The sequence below is a fragment of the Pseudomonas sp. GW821-FHT02H09 genome, from assembly GCF_059421425.1.
In genome coordinates this window covers 290,983-310,545 of the sequence record NZ_JBWKVA010000005.1, presented here as the reverse complement: position 1 = coordinate 310,545, position 19,563 = coordinate 290,983, and the positions used below count along the sequence as shown (strand labels likewise).

Annotated in this window: 21 protein-coding genes; 20 read left to right on the top strand and 1 reads right to left on the bottom strand. The window is 61.3% G+C overall.

Translation table 11 applies throughout. The annotated features are described in order from the left end of the window. Positions 1–7: 7 nt before the first annotated feature. Complete coding sequence (locus AC07VR_RS09260) at positions 8–778, bottom strand: ParA family protein (protein ID WP_495011075.1); 771 nt, start codon at positions 776–778, stop codon at positions 8–10. Positions 779–1,170: 392 nt separating this feature from the next. Between AC07VR_RS09260 and AC07VR_RS09255 the strand changes: the two genes are divergently transcribed. The 20 genes from AC07VR_RS09255 to AC07VR_RS09160 all read left to right on the top strand — a co-directional run bounded on the left by AC07VR_RS09255 (position 1,171) and on the right by AC07VR_RS09160 (position 19,274). Continuing rightward, positions 1,171–1,896 carry a beta-ketoacyl synthase chain length factor gene (locus AC07VR_RS09255; RefSeq protein WP_494995508.1) on the top strand — a complete coding sequence of 242 codons (726 nt, stop codon included), beginning with the start codon at positions 1,171–1,173 and terminating at the stop codon, positions 1,894–1,896. Then, positions 1,872–2,693 carry a lysophospholipid acyltransferase family protein gene (locus AC07VR_RS09250; protein WP_495011074.1) on the top strand — a complete coding sequence of 274 codons (822 nt, stop codon included), beginning with the start codon at positions 1,872–1,874 and terminating at the stop codon, positions 2,691–2,693. The genes AC07VR_RS09255 and AC07VR_RS09250 overlap by 25 nt, the downstream gene beginning before the upstream one ends. Next, on the top strand, positions 2,662–2,934 hold the full coding sequence (locus AC07VR_RS09245) for a phosphopantetheine-binding protein (protein ID WP_494995506.1): 273 nt from the start codon (positions 2,662–2,664) through the stop codon (positions 2,932–2,934). Before AC07VR_RS09250 ends, AC07VR_RS09245 begins: the two co-directional genes overlap by 32 nt. 9 nt (positions 2,935–2,943) lie before the next feature. Then, entirely contained in the window at positions 2,944–3,198 is a 255-nt protein-coding gene (locus AC07VR_RS09240) for an acyl carrier protein (protein WP_494995505.1), read from the top strand. Further along, on the top strand, positions 3,195–3,740 hold the full coding sequence (locus AC07VR_RS09235; RefSeq protein ID WP_494995504.1) for a COG4648 family protein: 546 nt from the start codon (positions 3,195–3,197) through the stop codon (positions 3,738–3,740). The genes AC07VR_RS09240 and AC07VR_RS09235 overlap by 4 nt, the downstream gene beginning before the upstream one ends. After that, positions 3,737–5,416 carry an ApeI family dehydratase gene (locus AC07VR_RS09230; RefSeq protein ID WP_495011073.1) on the top strand — a complete coding sequence of 560 codons (1,680 nt, stop codon included), beginning with the start codon at positions 3,737–3,739 and terminating at the stop codon, positions 5,414–5,416. Before AC07VR_RS09235 ends, AC07VR_RS09230 begins: the two co-directional genes overlap by 4 nt. Then, a complete protein-coding gene (locus AC07VR_RS09225; protein WP_495011072.1) occupies positions 5,409–6,143 on the top strand; it encodes a glycosyltransferase family 2 protein in 735 nt (244 codons plus the stop codon). The genes AC07VR_RS09230 and AC07VR_RS09225 overlap by 8 nt, the downstream gene beginning before the upstream one ends. Further along, entirely contained in the window at positions 6,140–7,084 is a 945-nt protein-coding gene (locus AC07VR_RS09220) for a lysophospholipid acyltransferase family protein (protein ID WP_495011071.1), read from the top strand. Before AC07VR_RS09225 ends, AC07VR_RS09220 begins: the two co-directional genes overlap by 4 nt. Continuing rightward, positions 7,065–8,609 carry an HAL/PAL/TAL family ammonia-lyase gene (locus AC07VR_RS09215; protein ID WP_495011070.1) on the top strand — a complete coding sequence of 515 codons (1,545 nt, stop codon included), beginning with the start codon at positions 7,065–7,067 and terminating at the stop codon, positions 8,607–8,609. Before AC07VR_RS09220 ends, AC07VR_RS09215 begins: the two co-directional genes overlap by 20 nt. Then, positions 8,602–9,027 (top strand): acyl-CoA thioesterase, encoded by a 426-nt coding sequence (locus AC07VR_RS09210; protein ID WP_494995499.1) that lies wholly within the window; start codon positions 8,602–8,604, stop codon positions 9,025–9,027. The genes AC07VR_RS09215 and AC07VR_RS09210 overlap by 8 nt, the downstream gene beginning before the upstream one ends. 152 nt (positions 9,028–9,179) lie before the next feature. Continuing rightward, the gene (locus tag AC07VR_RS09205; protein ID WP_495011087.1) at positions 9,180–9,746 is read left to right on the top strand and encodes an outer membrane lipoprotein carrier protein LolA; all 567 of its coding nucleotides are present in this window, start codon (positions 9,180–9,182) and stop codon (positions 9,744–9,746) included. Further along, the gene (locus tag AC07VR_RS09200; RefSeq protein WP_495011069.1) at positions 9,730–12,069 is read left to right on the top strand and encodes an MMPL family transporter; all 2,340 of its coding nucleotides are present in this window, start codon (positions 9,730–9,732) and stop codon (positions 12,067–12,069) included. The genes AC07VR_RS09205 and AC07VR_RS09200 overlap by 17 nt, the downstream gene beginning before the upstream one ends. Continuing rightward, positions 12,066–13,226 (top strand): sodium:proton antiporter, encoded by a 1,161-nt coding sequence (locus tag AC07VR_RS09195; RefSeq protein WP_495011068.1) that lies wholly within the window; start codon positions 12,066–12,068, stop codon positions 13,224–13,226. Before AC07VR_RS09200 ends, AC07VR_RS09195 begins: the two co-directional genes overlap by 4 nt. Further along, positions 13,213–14,460, top strand: a complete 1,248-nt coding sequence (locus tag AC07VR_RS09190) for an NAD(P)/FAD-dependent oxidoreductase (RefSeq protein WP_495011067.1) — start codon at positions 13,213–13,215, stop codon at positions 14,458–14,460. The genes AC07VR_RS09195 and AC07VR_RS09190 overlap by 14 nt, the downstream gene beginning before the upstream one ends. Continuing rightward, positions 14,457–15,188, top strand: coding sequence for a class I SAM-dependent methyltransferase (locus AC07VR_RS09185; protein WP_494995495.1), 732 nt, complete (start codon positions 14,457–14,459; stop codon positions 15,186–15,188). The genes AC07VR_RS09190 and AC07VR_RS09185 overlap by 4 nt, the downstream gene beginning before the upstream one ends. Beyond that, positions 15,188–15,673, top strand: coding sequence for a hypothetical protein (locus AC07VR_RS09180; protein ID WP_494995494.1), 486 nt, complete (start codon positions 15,188–15,190; stop codon positions 15,671–15,673). The genes AC07VR_RS09185 and AC07VR_RS09180 overlap by 1 nt, the downstream gene beginning before the upstream one ends. Continuing rightward, the gene (locus AC07VR_RS09175; RefSeq protein ID WP_495011066.1) at positions 15,670–16,866 is read left to right on the top strand and encodes a beta-ketoacyl-[acyl-carrier-protein] synthase family protein; all 1,197 of its coding nucleotides are present in this window, start codon (positions 15,670–15,672) and stop codon (positions 16,864–16,866) included. Before AC07VR_RS09180 ends, AC07VR_RS09175 begins: the two co-directional genes overlap by 4 nt. Then, positions 16,863–17,327 carry a hotdog family protein gene (locus AC07VR_RS09170; RefSeq protein ID WP_495011065.1) on the top strand — a complete coding sequence of 155 codons (465 nt, stop codon included), beginning with the start codon at positions 16,863–16,865 and terminating at the stop codon, positions 17,325–17,327. Before AC07VR_RS09175 ends, AC07VR_RS09170 begins: the two co-directional genes overlap by 4 nt. Further along, positions 17,320–18,048, top strand: coding sequence for a 3-oxoacyl-ACP reductase FabG (gene fabG / locus AC07VR_RS09165; protein ID WP_494995491.1), 729 nt, complete (start codon positions 17,320–17,322; stop codon positions 18,046–18,048). Before AC07VR_RS09170 ends, fabG begins: the two co-directional genes overlap by 8 nt. Next, positions 18,048–19,274 (top strand): beta-ketoacyl-ACP synthase, encoded by a 1,227-nt coding sequence (locus tag AC07VR_RS09160; RefSeq protein ID WP_495011064.1) that lies wholly within the window; start codon positions 18,048–18,050, stop codon positions 19,272–19,274. Before fabG ends, AC07VR_RS09160 begins: the two co-directional genes overlap by 1 nt. Positions 19,275–19,563: the final 289 nt, after the last annotated feature.

Genomic DNA, 19,563 nt, shown 5'->3' with positions numbered 1-19,563 from the left:
CTGGCCGTCAGGCGTTTTCCAGCAGGTTGTGCAGCTCGACGAACTGCTGAGTCAGTTTATGCCGTGGGTCAAGGTGGATCAGCGGCATGTTGGCCTGATGGGATTCGCGCATGCGCACTGAGCTGCCCAGGTACACCGGCAACACCGGCAGGCCTTCGCTGATCAGTTCGTCGAGCATCTGCTGCGGCAGGCTGGCGCGGGCCTGGAACTGGTTGACCACGATGCCTTCCACTTGCAGGCCTTCGTTGTGGTCATCCTTGAGCTCTTCGATTTCCGCCAGCAGGCCGTAGAGCGCCTGGCGCGAGAAGCTGTCGCAATCGAAGGGGATCAGCACGCGGTCGGCTGCGATCAATGCCGATACCGCGTAGAAGTTCAATGCAGGCGGGGTGTCCAGGTAGATCCGGTCGTAGTCCTCTGCCAACTCATCCAGCAGTTTGCGCAGTTTGTTGATCTTGTGTTTTGCCTCAAGCTTGGGTTGCAGGTCGGCCAGCTCAGCGGTGGCGGTGACCACATGCAGGTTGTCGAACGGGGTTTCGTAGATATCTACCTGGTTTTTCTTCGAAAACGGTCCGGAAGACAGGGTCTGCTTGAAGAAGTCGGCAATGCCCATGGGGATGTCGTTGCCGGTAAGCCCCGTGAGGTATTGAGTGGAGTTGGCCTGGGCATCGAGATCCACCAGCAGTGTCCGATAGCCTTCATGGGCACTCACCGCTGCCAGATTGCAGGCAATGCTTGATTTGCCTACACCACCTTTCTGATTGAACACCACGCGCCGCATGTCAAAACCTCCGTGTATCAAAGAATGACCGAGTGTAGTTGCCCACGCCTCTGCTTAGCTACCTCGCCGGTGGGAGATGTAGGAGCGAGCTTGCTCCGGGCGGCGTTCCGACGATGGACTCAAGGGCGACGCGTTTGTTCAGAAAACACGCGTTATCGTTAACGTCCATCGCGAGCGAGCTCGCTCCTACAGGCGCAGCTGCGAAAATCCGGCCGATGACCGAACGGCACTTTTTCCTGGAACGTGTGTCAATTGCCTTGAGCAAAATGTAACCAGCATTTGCTACAAGCCAGCTGTGCCGGGATAATGCGCGTCACTCGGCAATAGCGCCATGTAACGCCGGTCGCCCTTAGCGATCCATCGCGTCAAGGAAGCCCGCAGGGGCGGAATGAATGTCTGAGATCAACTTCAACATCGCCCAATGGCGCGCCTGGGCCCCTGGGCTCGAAAGCGTGGGCGACTGGCGGTCCTGGAGTCGACAACCGGTCGTGCGCGACAGCAGCGATGCCGCACCCGACGTCTCATTTCTCCCCGCGATGCAGCGCCGACGCCTCAGTCGTCTGGCGCGGATGGCTTTCAGTGTTGGCTGGCCATTGGCCGAGGGCCGTGAACAGCTACCGTTGGTCTTTATTTCCCGCCATGGCGAAGCCCAGCGGACCCTCGACATTCTCATCGATCTGGCGACCGACCAGCCGTTGTCGCCGACCCAGTTCAGCCTCTCGGTACACAACGCGGTGATTGGCCTGTGGTCGATCATGCGCGGCGAAACCAGTGAAATGACCGCTCTCACCGCCACTGGCGATGGACTGGAACACGGCATGCTGGAGGCCGCCGCGCTGCTCAACGAAGGCGCACCGGCAGTGTTGCTGGTGATCACCGAAGAGCAGCCGCCCGAGGCCTATGCCACCTGGATTGATGACGTACCCTTCCCGTACGCCGTTGGCCTGTTGCTGACCCCGGGCAATGACTGGCAACTGTCACTGACCAGCGCCACCGGCAAATCGACCAAAGCCGACTGGCCCCATGCCCTGAATCTGTTGCGTATTCTGCTCAGTGAGCAGACCACCTGCCAACATGCCTGGAAGAACCGTGTATGGAACTGGCAACGCAATCAATAACCGCTAAAAAACGTGACGCCTATTACTGGCGCCTGCTGGCTACCGCCGCAAGTTTTACGCTGTTCGGCCTGGTCGGGTTATGTCTGCGGCTGGTGGTTTTCCCGCTGCTCAACCGCCTGCCGGGCGATGCTCAGGTGCATCGGCAACGGGCACGGCACACCATTGGTTGGTTGTTCTGGTTTTTTATCCGCTTCATGGCCCGCGCCGGGGTTTTGACCTATGAGGTCGAAGGCGCGGAAAAACTCGGCCGTCCGGGACAAATGATCATCGCCAACCACCCGTCGCTGATCGATGTGGTGTTTCTGATCGGCCTGGTGCGCAATGCCAACTGCGTGGTCAAGCAAAGTCTCTGGCAAAACCCCTTCACTCGGGCCCCCCTGCGTTCTACTGAATACATCAGTAATGATGGCAGCATGGACATGCTCGATGCCGCCGCGGATGCGCTGCAAAGCGGGCAAACGTTGATTATTTTCCCCGAGGGCACCCGCACCCGGCCCGGCCAGCCGCCGGCCTTTCATCGGGGCGCTGCGGCAATCGCCCTGCGCGGTGCGAAAATCGTGACCCCGGTGATTATCAAGGTCAGCCCGACCACTCTGACCAAAGCCGAACCCTGGTATCGCATCCCGTCACGCCGCGTACACTTCAGTTTCCGTGTCGGCGCCGATATAGACCCACAGACCTTTGCAACGCAGGGCCCGCCACCAAAGGCCTCGCGCAAGCTCAACGATTATCTGCACCACTACTTCATTCAGGAACTCGCCGAAGATGAGCGATCAGCAGCACGACCTTCACCTTGAAATCAAACTGTTGATCATCGACGCCCTGGGCCTCGAAGACATCAGCCCACAAGACATCGGCGACGAGCAGATTCTTTTCGGGGAGGGCCTGGGTCTTGACTCGGTAGACGCCCTCGAACTCGGCCTGGCAATCCAGAAAAAGTACGGCATCAAGATCGACGCCGACGCCAAGGACACCCGTAATCACTTCACCAACGTGGCGAGCCTTGCGGCGTTCGTCACCGCAAAACAGGCAGCTTGAGACCGGACCATGCAAACTCGTGACGACATTTTCAACACCCTGCGCGATGCCCTGGTCGAACTCTTCGAGCTGGAGCCGGCGCGCATCAGCCTTGACTCCAATCTGTATCAGGACCTGGAAATCGACAGCATCGACGCCGTTGACCTGATTGACCATATCAAACGCCAGACCGGCAAGAAAATCGCCGCCGAAGAGTTCAAGTCGGTGCGCACTGTCAGCGACGTGGTCGAGGCGGTCTACCGTCTGGTTCAACCGGCCGCATGAGCCGTTTGATCGGCCTTGGCCTGCTGCTGGCAGGCCTGCTGTACCCCCTCGCGGTGTATTACGGCATGGAGCATTTCGCGCCGTGGCAGTTCGGTCTGCTGCTGGGTGGCCTGTGGCTGGCCCGCGCGCTGACCGGCAAACGGCGTCCCGGCAGCCTGTGGGTGGCGGTTGTTGCAATGGTTTTTTGTCTGTTGCTGGCACTGTTCGATAGCCCGCTGTTGCTGCGCTGGTACCCGGTGCTGATCACCAGTTTCATGCTGGCGCTGTTTGGCCTGAGTTTGAAATACGGACCGCCGATGGTTGAACGTCTGGCGCGCTTGAGCGAGCCGGAACTACCGGACAAGGTGATTCGCTATACCCGCCAGGTAACGATTGCCTGGAGTGTGTTTTTTCTCTGTAACGGTATGCTCGCCGCCGCCCTGACCCTCTGGGCGCCGCTGAGTTGGTGGGCGTTGTACACCGGCCTGATCTCCTACGGGTTGATGGGTTTGCTGTTCGCCATTGAATGGCTATTACGACAACGCGTACGAGGCCGCGCATGAATTGGATAAAACTTGAGCATTTATTGCTCAAGGCTCAGCCTGGGCGCGCCGTCACGGCTGACCCTGGATTGAATCACGTTGAGCTATGCGAGCAGGCGTTAAGCCTCGCTGCCGGCCTGCAAGCCCACGGTGTGCAGCGCATTGCCGTGTATCTGGAAGACGCCGGTGAACTGGCGATTGCCTTACTCGGCGCCTGGCGCGCCGGCGTCAGCGTGCTGTTACCCGCTGACCTGCAAGCCCAGACCCGCCAACGCTGGTCCAACGAGGTCAACCTGTGGCTGACCGATCAGGCGGACGACGTAGCGCTCAGCGATCTGTTTCAAGCCCCGTTGCCCGCCGCCGGGCTGGATCTGGACCGATGCGGCCTGAGCCTGTGCACGTCCGGCTCCAGCGGCGAGCCCAAGCGCATCGAAAAAAACCTGCGGCAATTGGCCAACGAGGTCCAGGCCCTGGAGCAGCTGTGGGGCGCCGATCTGGGCCAGGCCTGCATCATTGGCAGCGTCGCCACCCAGCATATTTACGGTTTGCTGTTCCGTGTGCTCTGGCCACTGTGTGCCGGACGCCAGTTCGTGCGTAAACAACTGCCGTTCCCCGAAGACCTGCAGCGCGCCAGCCGTGAGCAACCGGCCTTCGCCTGGGTCGCCAGCCCGGCATTACTCAAGCGCATGGGCGATAACCTTGACTGGCCGGCGCTGAGCGGTGTGCGACGAGTGTTTTCTTCCGGCGGAGCGTTGCCCGCCGAGGCCGCGCAACGCCTGCAGCAACGCTTGCAGCAATGGCCGACGGAAATTTTCGGCAGCTCGGAGACCGGCGGCATTGCCTGGCGTCAGGGCGACAGACTCTGGCAGCCGTTCGCCGATGTACAGCTGAGCCAGGACAGCGACGGCGCGCTGCGCATTGCTTCGCCGTACCTGCCCGCAGGTCATGTCGAGCAGACCTCTGATGCCGCGCGAATCGCCGCCGACGGGCGCTTCGAACTGCTTGGGCGATTGGACCGGATCGTCAAACTGGAAGAAAAACGTATCTCACTGCCAATGCTCGAACAGGCACTGGTCAACCACGAATGGGTCGCCGAAGCGCGTCTCGGTGTGGTTCAGGAAAACCGCGCGTTCCTTGGCGCCCTGTTGGTGCTGAGCGAACAAGGCCTGCATGCCCTGCGCAATCAGGGTCGACGCACCCTGACCCAGGAGCTGCGTCAACACCTGCACCAGCATTGCGAGGCCCTGGCCTTGCCACGGCGTTGGCGCTTGTTGCGACAACTGCCGCTGAACGCCCAAGGCAAACTGCCGCAATCCGAGGTCGAAGCGCTGCTACTGGCCCCGCGCCCGAAAACGCCGGAAGTGCTGGAGCAAGTCGAGGCCCAGGGCGAGTGGAGCCTGCAACTGGCAGTCCCGCCGGACCTGGCCTGTTTCAGCGGCCATTTCCCGCAAACACCGGTGTTGCCAGGCGTGGTGCAAATCGATTGGGCGCTGAGCCTGGGTCAGCAGTTACTGCCGCTGCCGGGAAAATTCGCGGGGATGGAGGTGTTGAAGTTTCAGCAACTGGTCCGCCCAGGCGACCAGGTTCAGCTGCATCTGCGGTTCGACAGTGAGCGCGGCAAGCTGTATTTCGCTTATCGCAACGACACCGCGACCTGCTCCAGCGGCAGGATCCTGTTAGAGGCGGCACATGCATAACCCCTGCGCCATCATCCCGGTCTACAACCACGAAACCACTGTCCCTGCGGTGGTCGAGGCCCTGCTCGCCAACGGACTGCCGTGCGTGTTGGTGGACGACGCCAGCAGCCCTGCCTGCGCAGCCGTGCTGGAGCAACTCTCCAGGCGCGACCAGATCTTCCTGGTCAAATTCGCCGTCAACCAAGGCAAGGGCGCGGCGGTCATGGCCGGCTTTCGTGAAGCTTCGCGCCTGGGCTTCAGTCACGCCCTGCAAGTGGACGCCGATGGCCAACACGACCTGCACGATATCGAGACCTTCATCGACGCGTCACGCACGCACCCGCAAGCGCTGATTTGCGGATACCCGCAATACGACTCCAGTGTGCCAAAGGTCCGGTTATACGCACGTTACCTGACTCACATCTGCGTCTGGATCAACACCCTGTCGTTTCAGATTGTCGATTCCATGTGCGGTTTTCGCGTCTACCCATTGCCGCCGACGCTGGCCCTCATCAACTCGGTGAAGATCGGCAAGCGCATGGACTTCGACTCGGACATCATCGTGCGGCTGGCCTGGCGTAATCAGCCGATGCATTGGCTGCAAACCAAAGTCCATTACCCGCAGGACGGGATCTCGCATTTCCGTCTGTTCCACGACAACGCGTTGATCACGAGCATGCACACCCGGTTGTTCTTCGGGATGTTGTTGCGCGCGCCGATGATCCTTTGGCGACGGTGGCGGGCATGAGCATCACCCCCCACAAAGAGCACTGGGCCGAGCACAAGGAGCGCGGCAGTTTCTGGCTGATGAAGCTCTTCGCGTTCAGCGTCAAAGTGCTGGGTCGTCGGGTGTTGAGCCCTGTGCTGCACGGTATCGTTTTGTACTTTTTCCTGTTCGGTCGCAGCGCCCGGCAAAGCGCGTGGCAATACCAGCAACGCCTCGCCGACTGGAGTGGACGCACCGAATTGCGTCCAACCCACTCGCGGGTGTTCGGCCAGTTCATGGCCTTCACCGACTCCTTGCTCGACAAGCTCGACGTGTGGAACCGGAAGCTGCGCATCGAGCAAATCGAAATCGTCGACCCGGCGCTGCTGCGCAACCAGTTGCGCGGTGAGCGCGGGCAAATGCTGGTGGGCGCCCACCTGGGCAACCTTGAGGTTTGTCGCGCTCTGGCCGAATTGGGCGGGAAAGTGACGATGAACGTGCTGGTACACACCAAGCACGCTGAACGCTTCAACCGTCTGCTTGGCGAAGCCGGCGCTACCCATCTGCGGCTGATTCAGGTCAGCGAGCTGAGCCCGGTGATCATGCTGCAACTTAACCAGCGGCTGGATCGCGGCGAGTGGCTGGCGATTGCCGGCGACCGCGTCCCATTACATGGCGGGCGCACTGTGCGAGTGGACTTCCTGGGTCATCCGGCAGCCTTTGCGCAAGGTCCGTGGCTGTTGGCCGGGCTGCTCAAGTGCCAGGTCAATCTGTTGTTTTGTCTCAAGAACAATGGGCGCTATCGGATAATCCTCGAGCCTTTCGCCGACGCCATACTGTGGAAACGCAGCGACCGCGAGCAAGTCATCGCCGGGTGGACTGCACGCTACGCCGAACGCCTGGGGCATTACTGCCTCGAAGCACCCCAACAATGGTTCAATTTTTACCCTTACTGGAAGACCGATGACGACGCATCCGCTTGAGCCGGTAACCTTCGGCGAACTCCCTTTGCGCATCGAAGACGTGCTGGCCCTGGCCAACCGTCAGGTGCCGACGCAGTTGCAAAGCGACCCTGAGTTCCGTCAGCGCATTGCCAAGGGCGCGCAGTTCCTCGACTCCTTGCTGGACAAGGAAGGCGTGATCTACGGCGTCACCACTGGCTATGGCGATTCCTGCGTGGTCGCGGTGCCGTTGCACCACGTCGAGGCGTTGCCCCGTCATCTGTACACCTTCCACGGCTGCGGCCTGGGCAAAATGCTCGATGCTCAGGCCACTCGCGCAGTGCTCGCGGCACGTCTGCAGTCGCTGTGCCACGGTGTGTCCGGGGTTCGCGTGGAGCTGCTGGAACGTCTGCAAGCCTTCATCGATCAAGACATTCTGCCGCTGATTCCCGAAGAGGGTTCAGTGGGCGCCAGCGGTGATCTGACGCCGCTGTCTTATGTGGCCGCGACCTTGTCCGGCGAGCGTGAAGTGATGTTCCGAGGTGCGCGCCGACAAGCCGCCGACGTACACCACGAACTCGGCTGGACCCCGTTGGTGCTGCGCCCCAAAGAAGCCCTGGCGCTGATGAACGGTACTGCCGTAATGACCGGCCTCGCCTGTCTGGCCTTCGCTCGTGCCGACTACCTGCTGCAACTGGCCACGCGCATCACCGCGCTGAACGTGGTTGCGCTGCAAGGCAATCCAGAGCATTTCGACGAGCGTCTGTTCGCCGCCAAACCGCACCCGGGGCAAATGCAGGTCGCCGCCTGGTTGCGCAAGGATCTGGCGATCGACGCGCCAACCGCGCCGCTGCATCGCCTGCAAGATCGCTACTCACTGCGCTGCGCCCCCCACGTGCTCGGTGTGTTGGCCGACAGCCTGAACTGGCTGCGCTCGTTCATTGAAATCGAGCTCAACAGCGCCAATGACAATCCGATCATCGACGCTGAAGCCGAACGTGTGCTGCATGGTGGGCATTTCTACGGTGGGCATATCGCCTTCGCCATGGACAGTCTGAAAACCCTGGTGGCCAATGTCGCCGACCTGCTGGACCGACAACTCGCGCTGCTGGTGGACGTGCGTTACAACCACGGCTTACCGAGTAACCTGTCCGGCGCCAGCGCCGAGCGGGCGATGCTCAATCACGGCTTCAAAGCAGTGCAGATCGGCAGCAGCGCCTGGACTGCCGAAGCGCTGAAAAACACCATGCCGGCCAGCGTGTTCTCGCGCTCCACCGAATGCCATAACCAGGACAAAGTCAGCATGGGCACCATCGCCGCCCGCGACGCGATCCGTGTACTGGAGCTGACCGAACAAGTCGCCGCCGCCACCCTGCTGGCCGCCAACCAAGGCGTCTGGCTGCGCAGCCAGGCTGAAGATGCGCGACCATTGCCGCCGGCTCTGGCCCAGATGCACATCGATCTGGCCAAGGACTTCCCGCCGGTTATCGAGGACCGCGCGCTGGAAGCCGAACTGCGTCTGTGCCTGCAACGTATCGCCGAACAACACTGGAGGCTGCATGCGTAGCAAGGGAGTGATTCACGTCGATACGGAAATCCTCGTACCGTTCTTCGACATCGACACGATGGACGTGGTCTGGCACGGCCATTACGTCAAATACCTGGAAGTTGCCCGCTGCGCCCTGCTGGACAAAATCGGCCACAACTACACGCAAATGAAAGAGTCCGGCTACGCGTGGCCGGTGATCGACCTGCAACTGCGCTACGTGCGTGGCGCCATTTTCGGCCAGAAGCTCAACGTGCGCGCCAGCCTCGTGGAGTGGGAAAATCGCCTGAAGATCAACTACCTGATCAGCGACCTCGAAAGCGCCGAACGTCTGACCCGAGGCAGCTCCGTGCAGGTTGCAGTGGACATGGCCAGCAGCGAAATGCAGCTGGCATCGCCGCGAGTGTTTGTCGATGCGGTTGAAAAGGTGCTGCCATGAGCCTGTTTGGGTACACGCGCCTGCGTAGCAGCTGGCGAAGCCTGCGTTCGGCTGCGCAGCAGTCGCAATCCGGGACTCAGGTTTTACGACCGCTTCGCGGCCGAACGCAGCCTGGCGGCAGCTGCTACGGGAAGTGGGTGAGTTTGCTGCTAATGCTTGGCCTGTCATCGCAGGCCTTCGCCTTTGACCTGCAACAACTCAGCGATCAGCTGGCCAGGCCCGAGGTTATCCACGGCAGCTTCATTCAGGAAAAACACCTGCGTGCCCTGCCGCAGCCGCTGACCAGCAAAGGCACTTTCGTCCTGGCCAAGGATCACGGTTTGCTCTGGTTGCTCAAGACTCCGCTGCAACAGGACTATCGCATCAGCGCCAAAGGCATTGCCCGGCGCAATGACAACGGCTGGCAAATGCTGCCGAACAAGAGCTCCGGCGCCGAGCAGAACCGTATATTCCTCGCCGTACTGCAGGGCGACAGCAGTGGCCTGCAACGGGACTTCGACTTGCAACTGCAAGGCGACGCCCAGCAATGGAAGTTGACGCTGACGCCGCGCTCCATGCTGCTCAAGCAAGTCTTCACCCGGATCAACATCGACGGCGGCACGCTGGTGCAACGTATCGAGTTGCTGGAAACCCAGGGCGACAGCACCATATTGCGCATGCAGGACACCACCCGCTTCAAACCTCTGAGCGAGGCGGAGCAACATGACTTTGCCGAGTGAACGCTGGTTGCCCCGACTGTTCCTGATCCTGCTGGTGGCCGTATTGGTCCTGGCCGGCTGGCAATGGCGCGGCGCTGCACCGCTGTCCGCCAACCTGATGGAACTGGTACCGGGCACTGCGCCGGATGCACTGGAGCTGCGCGCCGAACAACGCATGCAAGAGCCGCTGAACCGCGAAATGCTGGTATTGGTTGGCCACACCGATCGCCAGCAGGCCATCGCCATGGCTCAGCAATTGGGCGAGCGCTGGCAGGCCAGCGGCTTGTTCGAGAAGGTCCAGTGGAATCTGCAAGCCGACTTGCCGGCGCTGCGCTCGCAGCTGCTGCGAGGGCGAGTGGCGATGCTCTCGGCGGCAGATCGGCAACAGCTGATCGAGCAGCCGCAGGCGTTTATCCAACAACGCGTACAAGCGTTGTTCGACCCCTTTACCGGATTCAGTCTGGTGCCGAGCCAGGATGACTGGCTGGGTTTGACCGGGCGTATTCAGAACAGCCAGCCGCAGCGCGGCGCGGTGCAACTGGATATTGGCAGCGGCGCGTTGATCGCCGATGCCGACGGCAAAAGTTGGGTGCTGTTGCGGGCTCGCACTCAGGGCAACGCTTTCGACATGCACTTGCCGCTGCAAGTGGCCGAGCTACTGAAACACAGTCGCGAACAAGCAGCACAGGCCAACGTGCAATTGCTCGCCGCCAGCGGCCTGCTATACGCGGCCAACGGCCAGCAACAGGCGACCCGCGAGATCACCTGGGTCGGCGGCGGTGCCACCGTCGGCATTCTGTTGTTGCTGCTGCTAGCCTTCCGCCGCTTTCGCGTGCTGCTGGCCTTCGTTCCGGTGCTGGTGGGCATGCTGTTTGGCGCCGTGGCTTGCGTGGCGCTGTTCGGCCATATGCATGTGATAACGCTGGTGTTGGGTTCGAGCCTGATCGGCGTGGCGGTGGATTACCCGCTGCATTACCTGTCCAAGAGCTGGAGTCTGAAGCCGTGGCACAGTTGGCCGGCGTTGCGCCTGACGCTGTCGGGGTTGACCCTGAGCCTGGCCACCAGTTGCATCGGCTATCTGGCGCTGGCCTGGACGCCGTTCCCGGCATTGACCCAGATCGCGGTGTTCTCCGCCGCCGGTTTGCTCGGCGCTTATTTGTCTGCCGTGTGCTTGCTGCCAGCAATGCTCAAGGGCACCGATCTGCGCCCGGCGCAGTGGCCGCTGCAAGTCGCACAATGGCTGGTGAACGCGCGCCAGGCCTTGTTGAGTCGGGTTCGCAGCCCGGTTCTGCTGGGGTTGCTGGTGTTGTTCTGTGCCGGCGGACTGTGGCAACTCACGACCAGAAACGATATCCGCCAATGGATCAGCACACCGCCAGAACTGATGAACGAAGCTCAGGTGATTGCGCGGATAACCGGTTATCAACCTACCAGCCAGTTCTTCCTGGTGCGGGCGGCCGATCAGCAACAACTGCTTGAGCGTTCGAGCGCCCTGAGCCAGCGTCTGGATCAACTGATCAACCTGGAAAAACTCCAGGGCTACCTGTCACTCAATCAACTGGTCAGCCAACCCAGCGAACAACAACGGGTTCGCGAAGCGCTGAACAAACTGCCGCAATTCTGGCAGCCGCTGCTCGACCTCGGCATACCGGCCAGCGCCCTGCAAGCCGAACTGACGCAGTTGCAGACGCTCCCCACCCAAGACATCGACGCAGCCCTGAGCGGACCGCTGGCCGAGCCGTGGCGCCCGCTGTGGCTGGGAGCCACCAGCGATGGCGTGGCCGGGATGGTCAGCCTGCAAGGGTTGAATAACGCGCAGTTGCTGCGGGTTCAGGCGCTGGATTTACCCGGCGTGCAATTAGTCGATCGACTGGGGGACCTGAACAAAGTCTTCGCCGCGACCCAGATCAGCGCCGCTGAATTGAAGTTGATGTCTTGCATCCTGATTGTGCTGCTGCTGATCCTGCCGTTTGGCTTGGGCGGTGCGCTACGGATCGTCGCACTACCGCTGCTGGCCGCGCTGTGCAGCCTGGCCAGCCTCGGTTGGCTGGGGCAGCCGCTGACATTGTTTAGCCTGTTCGGCCTGCTGCTGGTGACGGCCATCAGTGTCGACTACGCGATTCTCATGCGTGAGCAAATTGGCGGCGCGGCGGTAAGCCTGCTCGGCACCCTGCTGGCGGCAGCGACCACCTGGCTGTCGTTCGGCCTGCTGGCGATTTCCAGCACGCCGGCGGTGAGCAACTTTGGCTTGTCGGTGAGCCTGGGTCTTGCCTTCAGCTTCATCCTCGCGCCATGGGCCAGGCATCATGCCCACGCCACACCCGTCGCGGAGCCGGCAGCATGATGGTCGCGTTGTTCTGGCTGCTGGCCTTGGCGCTGTTCGCCGTGGCGACCCGTGTGGGTCGTCATTACGGTTTGATCCCGATCGTCAGCCAGTTGCTGCTGGCGACTTTCGGCCTGCCGCTGCTGATGCTGTTGTGGATCGAACCGCACTGGCAGCTGAGCGGCGCCGAACTGGTGTCGCCGGGCTGGCTGAAAAACCTCTACAGCCTGAGTTTCGCACTGCTACTGGGGCATATCCTCAGCGACGTGATCGACCTGCGGCTGGATCGTCAAAGCCTGAAAATCGCCCTGCCGAGCTTCTGCATTCCGTTTGCCTGCGGACTTGCCACTACCTTCTGGATGTTGCCGAGCCAGCCGTGGCTGAGCTCACTGGCGGTGGGCTTGCTGTTCGCGATCACTGCGATTCCGGTGCTCTATCTGTACCTGCGACACATTGACTATCCGCCGGCGGCAACCCGCCGGCTGGTGCAAACCGCGATCCTGATCGACCTGACTTGCTGGAGCCTGTTCGCCATTGCCCAAGGCAGCTTGCACCTCGGTAGCTTACTGCTGCCGCTGGCCGGCGCCTGCCTGCCGATATTGTTGCGTGTATTGGGTATGCGTCAGCCGATGCTCCACAGCCTGGGCTTCTTCGGGCTGTTGGTGGTCGCCGAACACTACAAGCTCAACGCGCTGATTTTCGGCATCGGCTATCTGTTGTGCATGGCCGTCCTCAAGCTGCCACTGGTGCTGCCGTTAAAGGCTGCCTGGATGAGTCATATACAGACCCATATCGCGATTCCGCTGATCCTGACTTTCGGCATTGTCCAGATCAACGTACACAGCGCCATGGATAGCCTCAGCCGGGTTCAGCTTGGTGCATTGCTGGTCTTGCCGATCCTCAGCAAGCTGCTGGGCAATTGGCTCGGTCTGGGCTGGGCCGGCTCCTCCTTTGCCGGCGCCAGTCGCTGGCGGGAAAGCTTGCTGCTGAATATTCGCGGGTTGAGCGAAATCGTCTTTCTCAACCTGCTGCTGCAACAACAGCTGATCAGCCCGGCACTGTACTTCGCGCTGATGCTGATGGGCTTGATCGCAACGTTGCTACCGGCACTTGCCGGTATCCGCCGCATTCCTTCACACGCCGCCGTTTCGGCAAGGAGCCCCAGTGCCAACAGTTGAAATGGAACGTCGCCAGGTTGTGGTGATTGGAGCCGGCCCATCCGGTGCGATCGCGGCCGCGCTACTCAAACGTAAAGGCCACGATGTATTGATTATCGAGCGTCAGCACTTTCCACGATTTTCCATCGGCGAAAGTCTGTTGTCCCATTGCCTGGATTTCGTCGAAGAAGCCGGCATGCTCGACGCCGTGAAGGCCGCCGGATTTCAGATGAAGAACGGTGCAGCCTTCGCCTGGGGCGAGCGTTACAGCGTCTTCGATTTCGGCGACACCTTCAGCAACGGCAAGCCAACCACCTTTCAAGTCCAGCGCGCCGATTTCGACAAGCTGCTGGCTGATCAGGCCGAGTTGCAGGGCGTGGACATCCGCTACGGCGAAGAGATCATCGATGTCGACTTCAACCTGCCCAAACCGCAGTTGAGCGCTCGTCGCGAAGACGGCAGCGAGTACCGCGTCGAGGCCGACTTCGTGCTCGATGCCAGCGGATACGGTCGTGTGTTGCCGCGCTTGCTGGACCTGGAAGCACCGTCGAATTTCCCGGTGCGTCAGGCGCTGTTCACTCACGTTGAAGACCGTATCGACAGCCCGCGTTTCGAACGCGAGAAAATCCTTGTCACCACCCACCCGATCCATCGCGATATCTGGTTCTGGACCATCCCGTTCAGCAACGGTCGCTGCTCGGTGGGCGTGGTCGCGGCAAAGGAGCATTTTGAAAGCGGCTCCAGCGATCTGGATGCGTGCCTGCGCGGCTTTATCGCTCAAACCCCAAGCCTGCAAAGCGTGCTGCAGAACGCGGTGTGGGACACCGATGCCAGGACCATCGGCGGCTATTCGGCCAACGTCAAAGCCCTGTACGGGCCGGGCTTCGCCTTGCTCGGCAACGCAGCGGAGTTCCTCGACCCGGTGTTCTCCTCCGGCGTAACCATCGCCATGCGTTCGGCGAGCATGGCCGCCGGGTTGCTGCATCGCCAATTGCAGGGTGAAAATGTCGACTGGCAGAGTGAGTTTGCGCGACCCTTGAAGCGTGGCGTGGATACTTTCCGCTGCTACGTCGAAGGCTGGTACGCCGGGACCTTCCAGGATGTGATTTTCCACCCCGGCAGCTCGTCGGAGATTCGCCGTATGATCAGTTCGATCCTCGCCGGCTATGCGTGGGATGAACGCAACCCGTTCGTCAGCGAACCCAAACGCCGACTGCGGATGCTGTCTGAAATCTGCGCGAGTGACATAACATGACCCGTCAATACTTCAGCGACAACTACGTCGAAGAAACCCGTTTCGGCCTCTGGTTCCTGCGCAGCCACACCTGGCAATACCGTGTGCTGCGGGTGGCAATCAACGATTTGCGCAAACTGTTCAGCGATGAGTTGCCGAGCAATCCGGTGCTGCTGGATGCCGGTTGCGGCCAGGGCAAGTCATTCCAGTACCTGTGTCAGGTGTTCGCTCCACAACGTCTGATCGGACTGGATGCCGACCCCCACAGCCTGACCGTGAGCGCGCAAGAGGCCCGTCGCCAGAACATCAACGTCGAGCTGATCGGCAGTGACTGCGCGACCCTTGCGGTGCCGGACGCCAGCGTCGATCTGCTGTTTTGCCACCAGACCTTTCACCACTTGGTGGAACAGGAACAAGCCCTCGCCCAGTTCTATCGGGTGCTCAAGCCTGGCGGCTATCTGCTGTTCGCCGAGTCCACCGAAGCCTACATCGACACCTGGGTGATCCGCTGGTTGTTCCGCCATCCGATGCATGTACAAAAGAGCGCCCAACAGTACCTGCAGATGATCCGCGATCAAGGTTTTGAATTCAGCGCGCAAAACGTGTCTTACCCTTATCTGTGGTGGAGCCGTTCAAAGGATTTCGGCCTGCTGGAACTCCTTGGCCTGCGCCGTCCAAAACCCTTCGGCCAACGGGAAGAAACACTGGTCAACGTGGTCGCGCGCAAACCCCTTGAAGGTAAGGTCTGATGATTCGCCCCCTGCTCTTGAGCTGTGTCCTGTTGCTGAGCGCCTGCGCCAGCCAGGCGCCGCTGCCCGAGAGAAACCCGAACCTGCCATTGCCGCTGCAATTGCACATCGAACGCCAGCAAGCCGAGCAACGCCAGGACTGGCTGCTGGTGATTCAGCGTGAAGGGCAAAGCCTGCGCTGGTCGCTGATCGACCCGCTGGGGATCCCGCTGGCCCGTCAGCGGCTGATTGACGGCACCTGGCAGGCCGACGGCTTGCTGCCACCCAACCCCGAAGCCCGCGAGCTGTTTGCCGCGCTGCTGTTTGCCTTGACGCCTGCGGGCGAACTGCTGGGCAACTATCCAACGGCGCAGCAACAAGGTTCGCAGCGCTCCCTCGGCCCACGTTGGAACATTCGCTATCAACAGCCTTTGGACTTTAAGCTGAACCTGCCTCAAAGCCTGCACTATCACATCACCCCGCTGACCGCCGAGACTGCGCCATGACGGCTTATTTGAATGCCCTCGGGCTGATCTGCGGTTTAGGCCGCAACAAGCACGAAGTCGCCCGTAACCTGTTTGCCGGCGACTGCTCGGGCATGCGTGTCGAAGCCGGCTGGGTACCTGATCGTGCGTTGCCCGTGGCGGCGGTACAGGGCGAGCTGGCAAGTATTCCCGCCGAACTGAACCAGCAAAGCAGCCGCAATAACCGGTTGTTGCTGGAAGCCGCGCTGCAAATTCGTGATGACATCGACCAGGCGATTCAGACCTATGGCCGTAGTCGCATCGGCATCGTCCTGGGCACCAGCACCTCGGGCATCGAAGAGGGCAGTCGCGCTATCGCCAGCTACGTACGCGACCGGCAGTTCCCCGCCGACTACGACTATCAGCAACAGGAACTCAGCTCCCCGGCGAACTTCCTCGCGGACTGGCTGCAACTGAGCGGCCCGGCCTATGTGATTTCCACCGCCTGCACTTCCAGCGCCCGCGCCTTGATGAGCGCTCAACGGCTATTGGACCTGGGCCTGTGCGACGCGGTGCTATGCGGTGGTGCCGACAGTTTGTGCAAGCTGACGCTCAACGGTTTCTCGGCGCTGGAAGCCGTATCCGGGCAGCGCTGCAATCCGTTTTCAGTCAATCGCAACGGCATCAATATTGGCGAAGCGGCGGTGCTGTTCCTGATGAGTAAAAGCGCCGGCGACAGCCAGCCCATTGCGTTGCTTGGCGGCGGTGCCAGTTCAGATGCGCACCATATTTCCGCGCCCGAACCGAGCGGTCTGGGCGCCCTGCAAGCCATGGGTAAAGCCTTGAGCAACGCACGCTTGCAGCCCGAGCAAATCGGTTATCTGAACCTGCACGGCACGGCAACGCAGCATAACGACGCCATGGAAAGCCTGGCGGTCGCGGCGCTGTTCCCGGGCGGCGTGCGCTGCTCCTCGACCAAACCCATGAGCGGCCACACCCTCGGCGCGGCCGGGGCGCTGGAGGCTGCCTTCTGCTGGTTGAGCCTGTCCGCCGACAACACCAGGCACGCCTTGCCGCCGCACGTCTGGGACGGCCAGGCCGATCCCGAATTGCCGGCACTGAGCTGGGTGACGACCGCCGATCGCCTCGACCAGACCACACCGCGCTACCTGATGAGCAACTCCTTTGCCTTCGGTGGCAATAACGTCAGCCTGATTATCGGAGACGCCCCATGATTGACTGGCCGCTCGCCGAACTGATTCCCCACGCTGGCGACATGATTCTGATCGATCAAGTCCTGTCGTTCGATGAAGAGCAAATCCACACCCGCCTTACCGTCAAACCCGGTGGTTTGTTCAACCAGACAGACGCCAGCCTGCCAGCCTGGGTCGGCGTCGAGCTGATGGCCCAGAGCGTCGCCGCCTTTGCCGGTTGTCGCGCGCGCCTGCAAGGCAACGCCGTCGAGCTTGGATTTCTGCTCGGTACGCGTAAATTTGAATGCAATGTGGAACGCTTCCCTGTCGGCACCGAACTGACCATCCACGCCTTGCGCACACTGGAGGACGACAACGGCATGGGCGTATTCGAATGCCACATCAATGCACCCGGTATCCATGCCACGGCGCGCCTGAATGTGTTCTGCCCGCCTAAGCCGGCTCACTATCTTCACGAATCTCGGGAGTCCAGTCATGACTGAATCCGTACTGGTCACCGGCTCCAGCCGTGGTATCGGCCGCGCCATTGCTTTACGTCTGGCCCAGGCTGGCCATGATCTGGTGCTGCATTGCCGCAGCGGCCTCAGCCACGCCGAAGCGGTGCAGGCCGAAGTCCAGGCGCTGGGGCGCAATGCACGCATCCTGCAATTCGACGTGTCCGAGCGCGCCACCTGCAAAGCGATTCTTGAGGCCGACGTCGAAGCCCATGGCGCCTATTATGGAGTAGTGCTCAACGCCGGCCTGACCCGCGACGGCGCTTTCCCGGCGCTGAGCGAGGAAGACTGGGACGTGGTGATGCGCACCAATCTCGACGGTTTCTACAACGTGCTGCACCCGCTGATGATGCCGATGATTCGTCGTCGCGCCGCCGGGCGGATTGTCTGCATCACCTCCGTTTCCGGGCTGATCGGCAATCGCGGGCAGGTCAATTACAGCGCATCCAAGGCAGGCTTGATCGGTGCCGCCAAGGCTTTGGCCATCGAACTGGGCAAGCGCAAGATCACCGTCAACTGTGTGGCACCGGGTTTGATCGACACGGCCATGCTCGACGAAAACGTACCGGTCGAAGAGCTGATGAAAATGATCCCCGCGCAACGCATGGGTACGCCTGAAGAGGTCGCCGGCGCGGTGAATTTCCTGATGTCTGCGGAAGCGGCTTATATCACACGGCAGGTTCTGGCCGTCAATGGAGGCCTGTGCTGATGAAGCGCGTCGTCGTCACCGGCATGGCCGGCATCACCTCATTGGGCAGAGATTGGGAAACCATCGCCGCCAACTTCCGCGCCAACCGCAGCGGCATTCGGCGCATGGATGAGTGGGATCGCTTTATTGAATTGAACACCCGACTGGCCGGGCCGATCGATGACTTCAAGGTGCCCGCCCATTGGACTCGCAAGCAATTGCGCAGCATGGGCCGGGTTTCGCGTCTGGCGGTCGCCGCGGCAGAGCAAGCCCTGGCCGATGCCGGGCTGCTGGGCGATGCTTCGATCAAGGACGGCCGCATGGGCGTGTCCTGTGGCTCGTCCACCGGCAGCACCGACGAGATCAAAGCATTCAGCAAGATGCTGCTGAACTCGATGGCAGAGGGCCTCAACGCCAACTCCTACGTGCGCATGATGCCCCACACCACGGCGGCGAATATCAGCATCTTCTTCGGCCTCACCGGCCGGTTGATCCCCACGTCCAGCGCCTGTACCAGCGGCAGCCAGGGCATCGGTTATGCCTATGAATCGATCAAATTCGGACGTTTGCCGCTGATGCTCGCTGGAGGCGCCGAAGAGCTGTGCCCGACCGAAGCCATGGTCTTCGACGCGCTCTACGCCACCAGCCTGAAAAACGATGCGCCACACACCAGCCCGCGTCCTTATGACAGCGGCCGCGATGGCCTGGTGATCGGTGAAGGTGGCGGCATGCTGGTGCTCGAAGAACTGGAACACGCCTTGGCTCGCGGTGCACACATACACGCAGAGATCGTCGGTTTCGGCTGCAACGCCGACGGCCTGCACGCCACCCGTCCCGAGCGAACCACAATGCGCCGGGCCATGGAGCTGGCGCTGGAAGATGCCGGGCTTGCGCCATCCGACATCGGCTACGTGAACGGTCACGGCACCGCCACCGAACAGGGCGACATCGCCGAAACCCTGGCCACCAGCAGCCTGTTCGGCAGCCACATGCCCATCAGTTCGCAGAAAAGCTTCCTGGGTCACACCCTCGGCGCCTGTGGGGCGCTGGAGTCGTGGTTCAGCATCGAGATGATGAACCGCGACCTGTACGTGCACACCCTCAACCTCGATGACATCGACCCGCGATGCGGCGCGCTGGATTACCTGCGCGGCGAGTTCCGGCAGATGAGCAACCAGTACGTGATGAACAACAACTTTGCCTTTGGCGGCGTCAACACCTCGCTGATCTTCCGCCGCTGGCAGTAACTGCGTTTAGTTGATCGTTCCCATCGCTCCGCGTGGGAATGCAGCCCGTGACGCTGCGCGTCACAATCCGGAGCGGACGCAGAGCGTCCAATGAGGCATTCCCACGCAGAGCGTGGGAACGATCAAACGCGCCATGCCTGGCGCACAACGACAAAGGGCGCCTCTCGGCGCCCTCATTCACAAACAGGCTGGCTTGTCATCGCTCTGTGCCTGTCTGGCTCTGCGATGGCTGGTTACCCAGGATCCTCAGAGTCTCACAAGCCCCTTTCGGGAACGCGGCCAGTATTGC

Coding starts and splice junctions, on each gene's coding strand:
- AC07VR_RS09260 (WP_495011075.1), bottom strand. CDS start 778: ATGCGGCGCGTGGTGTTCAATCAGAAAGGTGGTGTAGGCAAATCAAGC.
- AC07VR_RS09255 (WP_494995508.1), top strand. CDS start 1,171: ATGTCTGAGATCAACTTCAACATCGCCCAATGGCGCGCCTGGGCCCCT.
- AC07VR_RS09250 (WP_495011074.1), top strand. CDS start 1,872: ATGGAACTGGCAACGCAATCAATAACCGCTAAAAAACGTGACGCCTAT.
- AC07VR_RS09245 (WP_494995506.1), top strand. CDS start 2,662: ATGAGCGATCAGCAGCACGACCTTCACCTTGAAATCAAACTGTTGATC.
- AC07VR_RS09240 (WP_494995505.1), top strand. CDS start 2,944: ATGCAAACTCGTGACGACATTTTCAACACCCTGCGCGATGCCCTGGTC.
- AC07VR_RS09235 (WP_494995504.1), top strand. CDS start 3,195: ATGAGCCGTTTGATCGGCCTTGGCCTGCTGCTGGCAGGCCTGCTGTAC.
- AC07VR_RS09230 (WP_495011073.1), top strand. CDS start 3,737: ATGAATTGGATAAAACTTGAGCATTTATTGCTCAAGGCTCAGCCTGGG.
- AC07VR_RS09225 (WP_495011072.1), top strand. CDS start 5,409: ATGCATAACCCCTGCGCCATCATCCCGGTCTACAACCACGAAACCACT.
- AC07VR_RS09220 (WP_495011071.1), top strand. CDS start 6,140: ATGAGCATCACCCCCCACAAAGAGCACTGGGCCGAGCACAAGGAGCGC.
- AC07VR_RS09215 (WP_495011070.1), top strand. CDS start 7,065: ATGACGACGCATCCGCTTGAGCCGGTAACCTTCGGCGAACTCCCTTTG.
- AC07VR_RS09210 (WP_494995499.1), top strand. CDS start 8,602: ATGCGTAGCAAGGGAGTGATTCACGTCGATACGGAAATCCTCGTACCG.
- AC07VR_RS09205 (WP_495011087.1), top strand. CDS start 9,180: ATGCTTGGCCTGTCATCGCAGGCCTTCGCCTTTGACCTGCAACAACTC.
- AC07VR_RS09200 (WP_495011069.1), top strand. CDS start 9,730: ATGACTTTGCCGAGTGAACGCTGGTTGCCCCGACTGTTCCTGATCCTG.
- AC07VR_RS09195 (WP_495011068.1), top strand. CDS start 12,066: ATGATGGTCGCGTTGTTCTGGCTGCTGGCCTTGGCGCTGTTCGCCGTG.
- AC07VR_RS09185 (WP_494995495.1), top strand. CDS start 14,457: ATGACCCGTCAATACTTCAGCGACAACTACGTCGAAGAAACCCGTTTC.
- AC07VR_RS09180 (WP_494995494.1), top strand. CDS start 15,188: ATGATTCGCCCCCTGCTCTTGAGCTGTGTCCTGTTGCTGAGCGCCTGC.
- AC07VR_RS09175 (WP_495011066.1), top strand. CDS start 15,670: ATGACGGCTTATTTGAATGCCCTCGGGCTGATCTGCGGTTTAGGCCGC.
- AC07VR_RS09170 (WP_495011065.1), top strand. CDS start 16,863: ATGATTGACTGGCCGCTCGCCGAACTGATTCCCCACGCTGGCGACATG.
- fabG (WP_494995491.1), top strand. CDS start 17,320: ATGACTGAATCCGTACTGGTCACCGGCTCCAGCCGTGGTATCGGCCGC.
- AC07VR_RS09160 (WP_495011064.1), top strand. CDS start 18,048: ATGAAGCGCGTCGTCGTCACCGGCATGGCCGGCATCACCTCATTGGGC.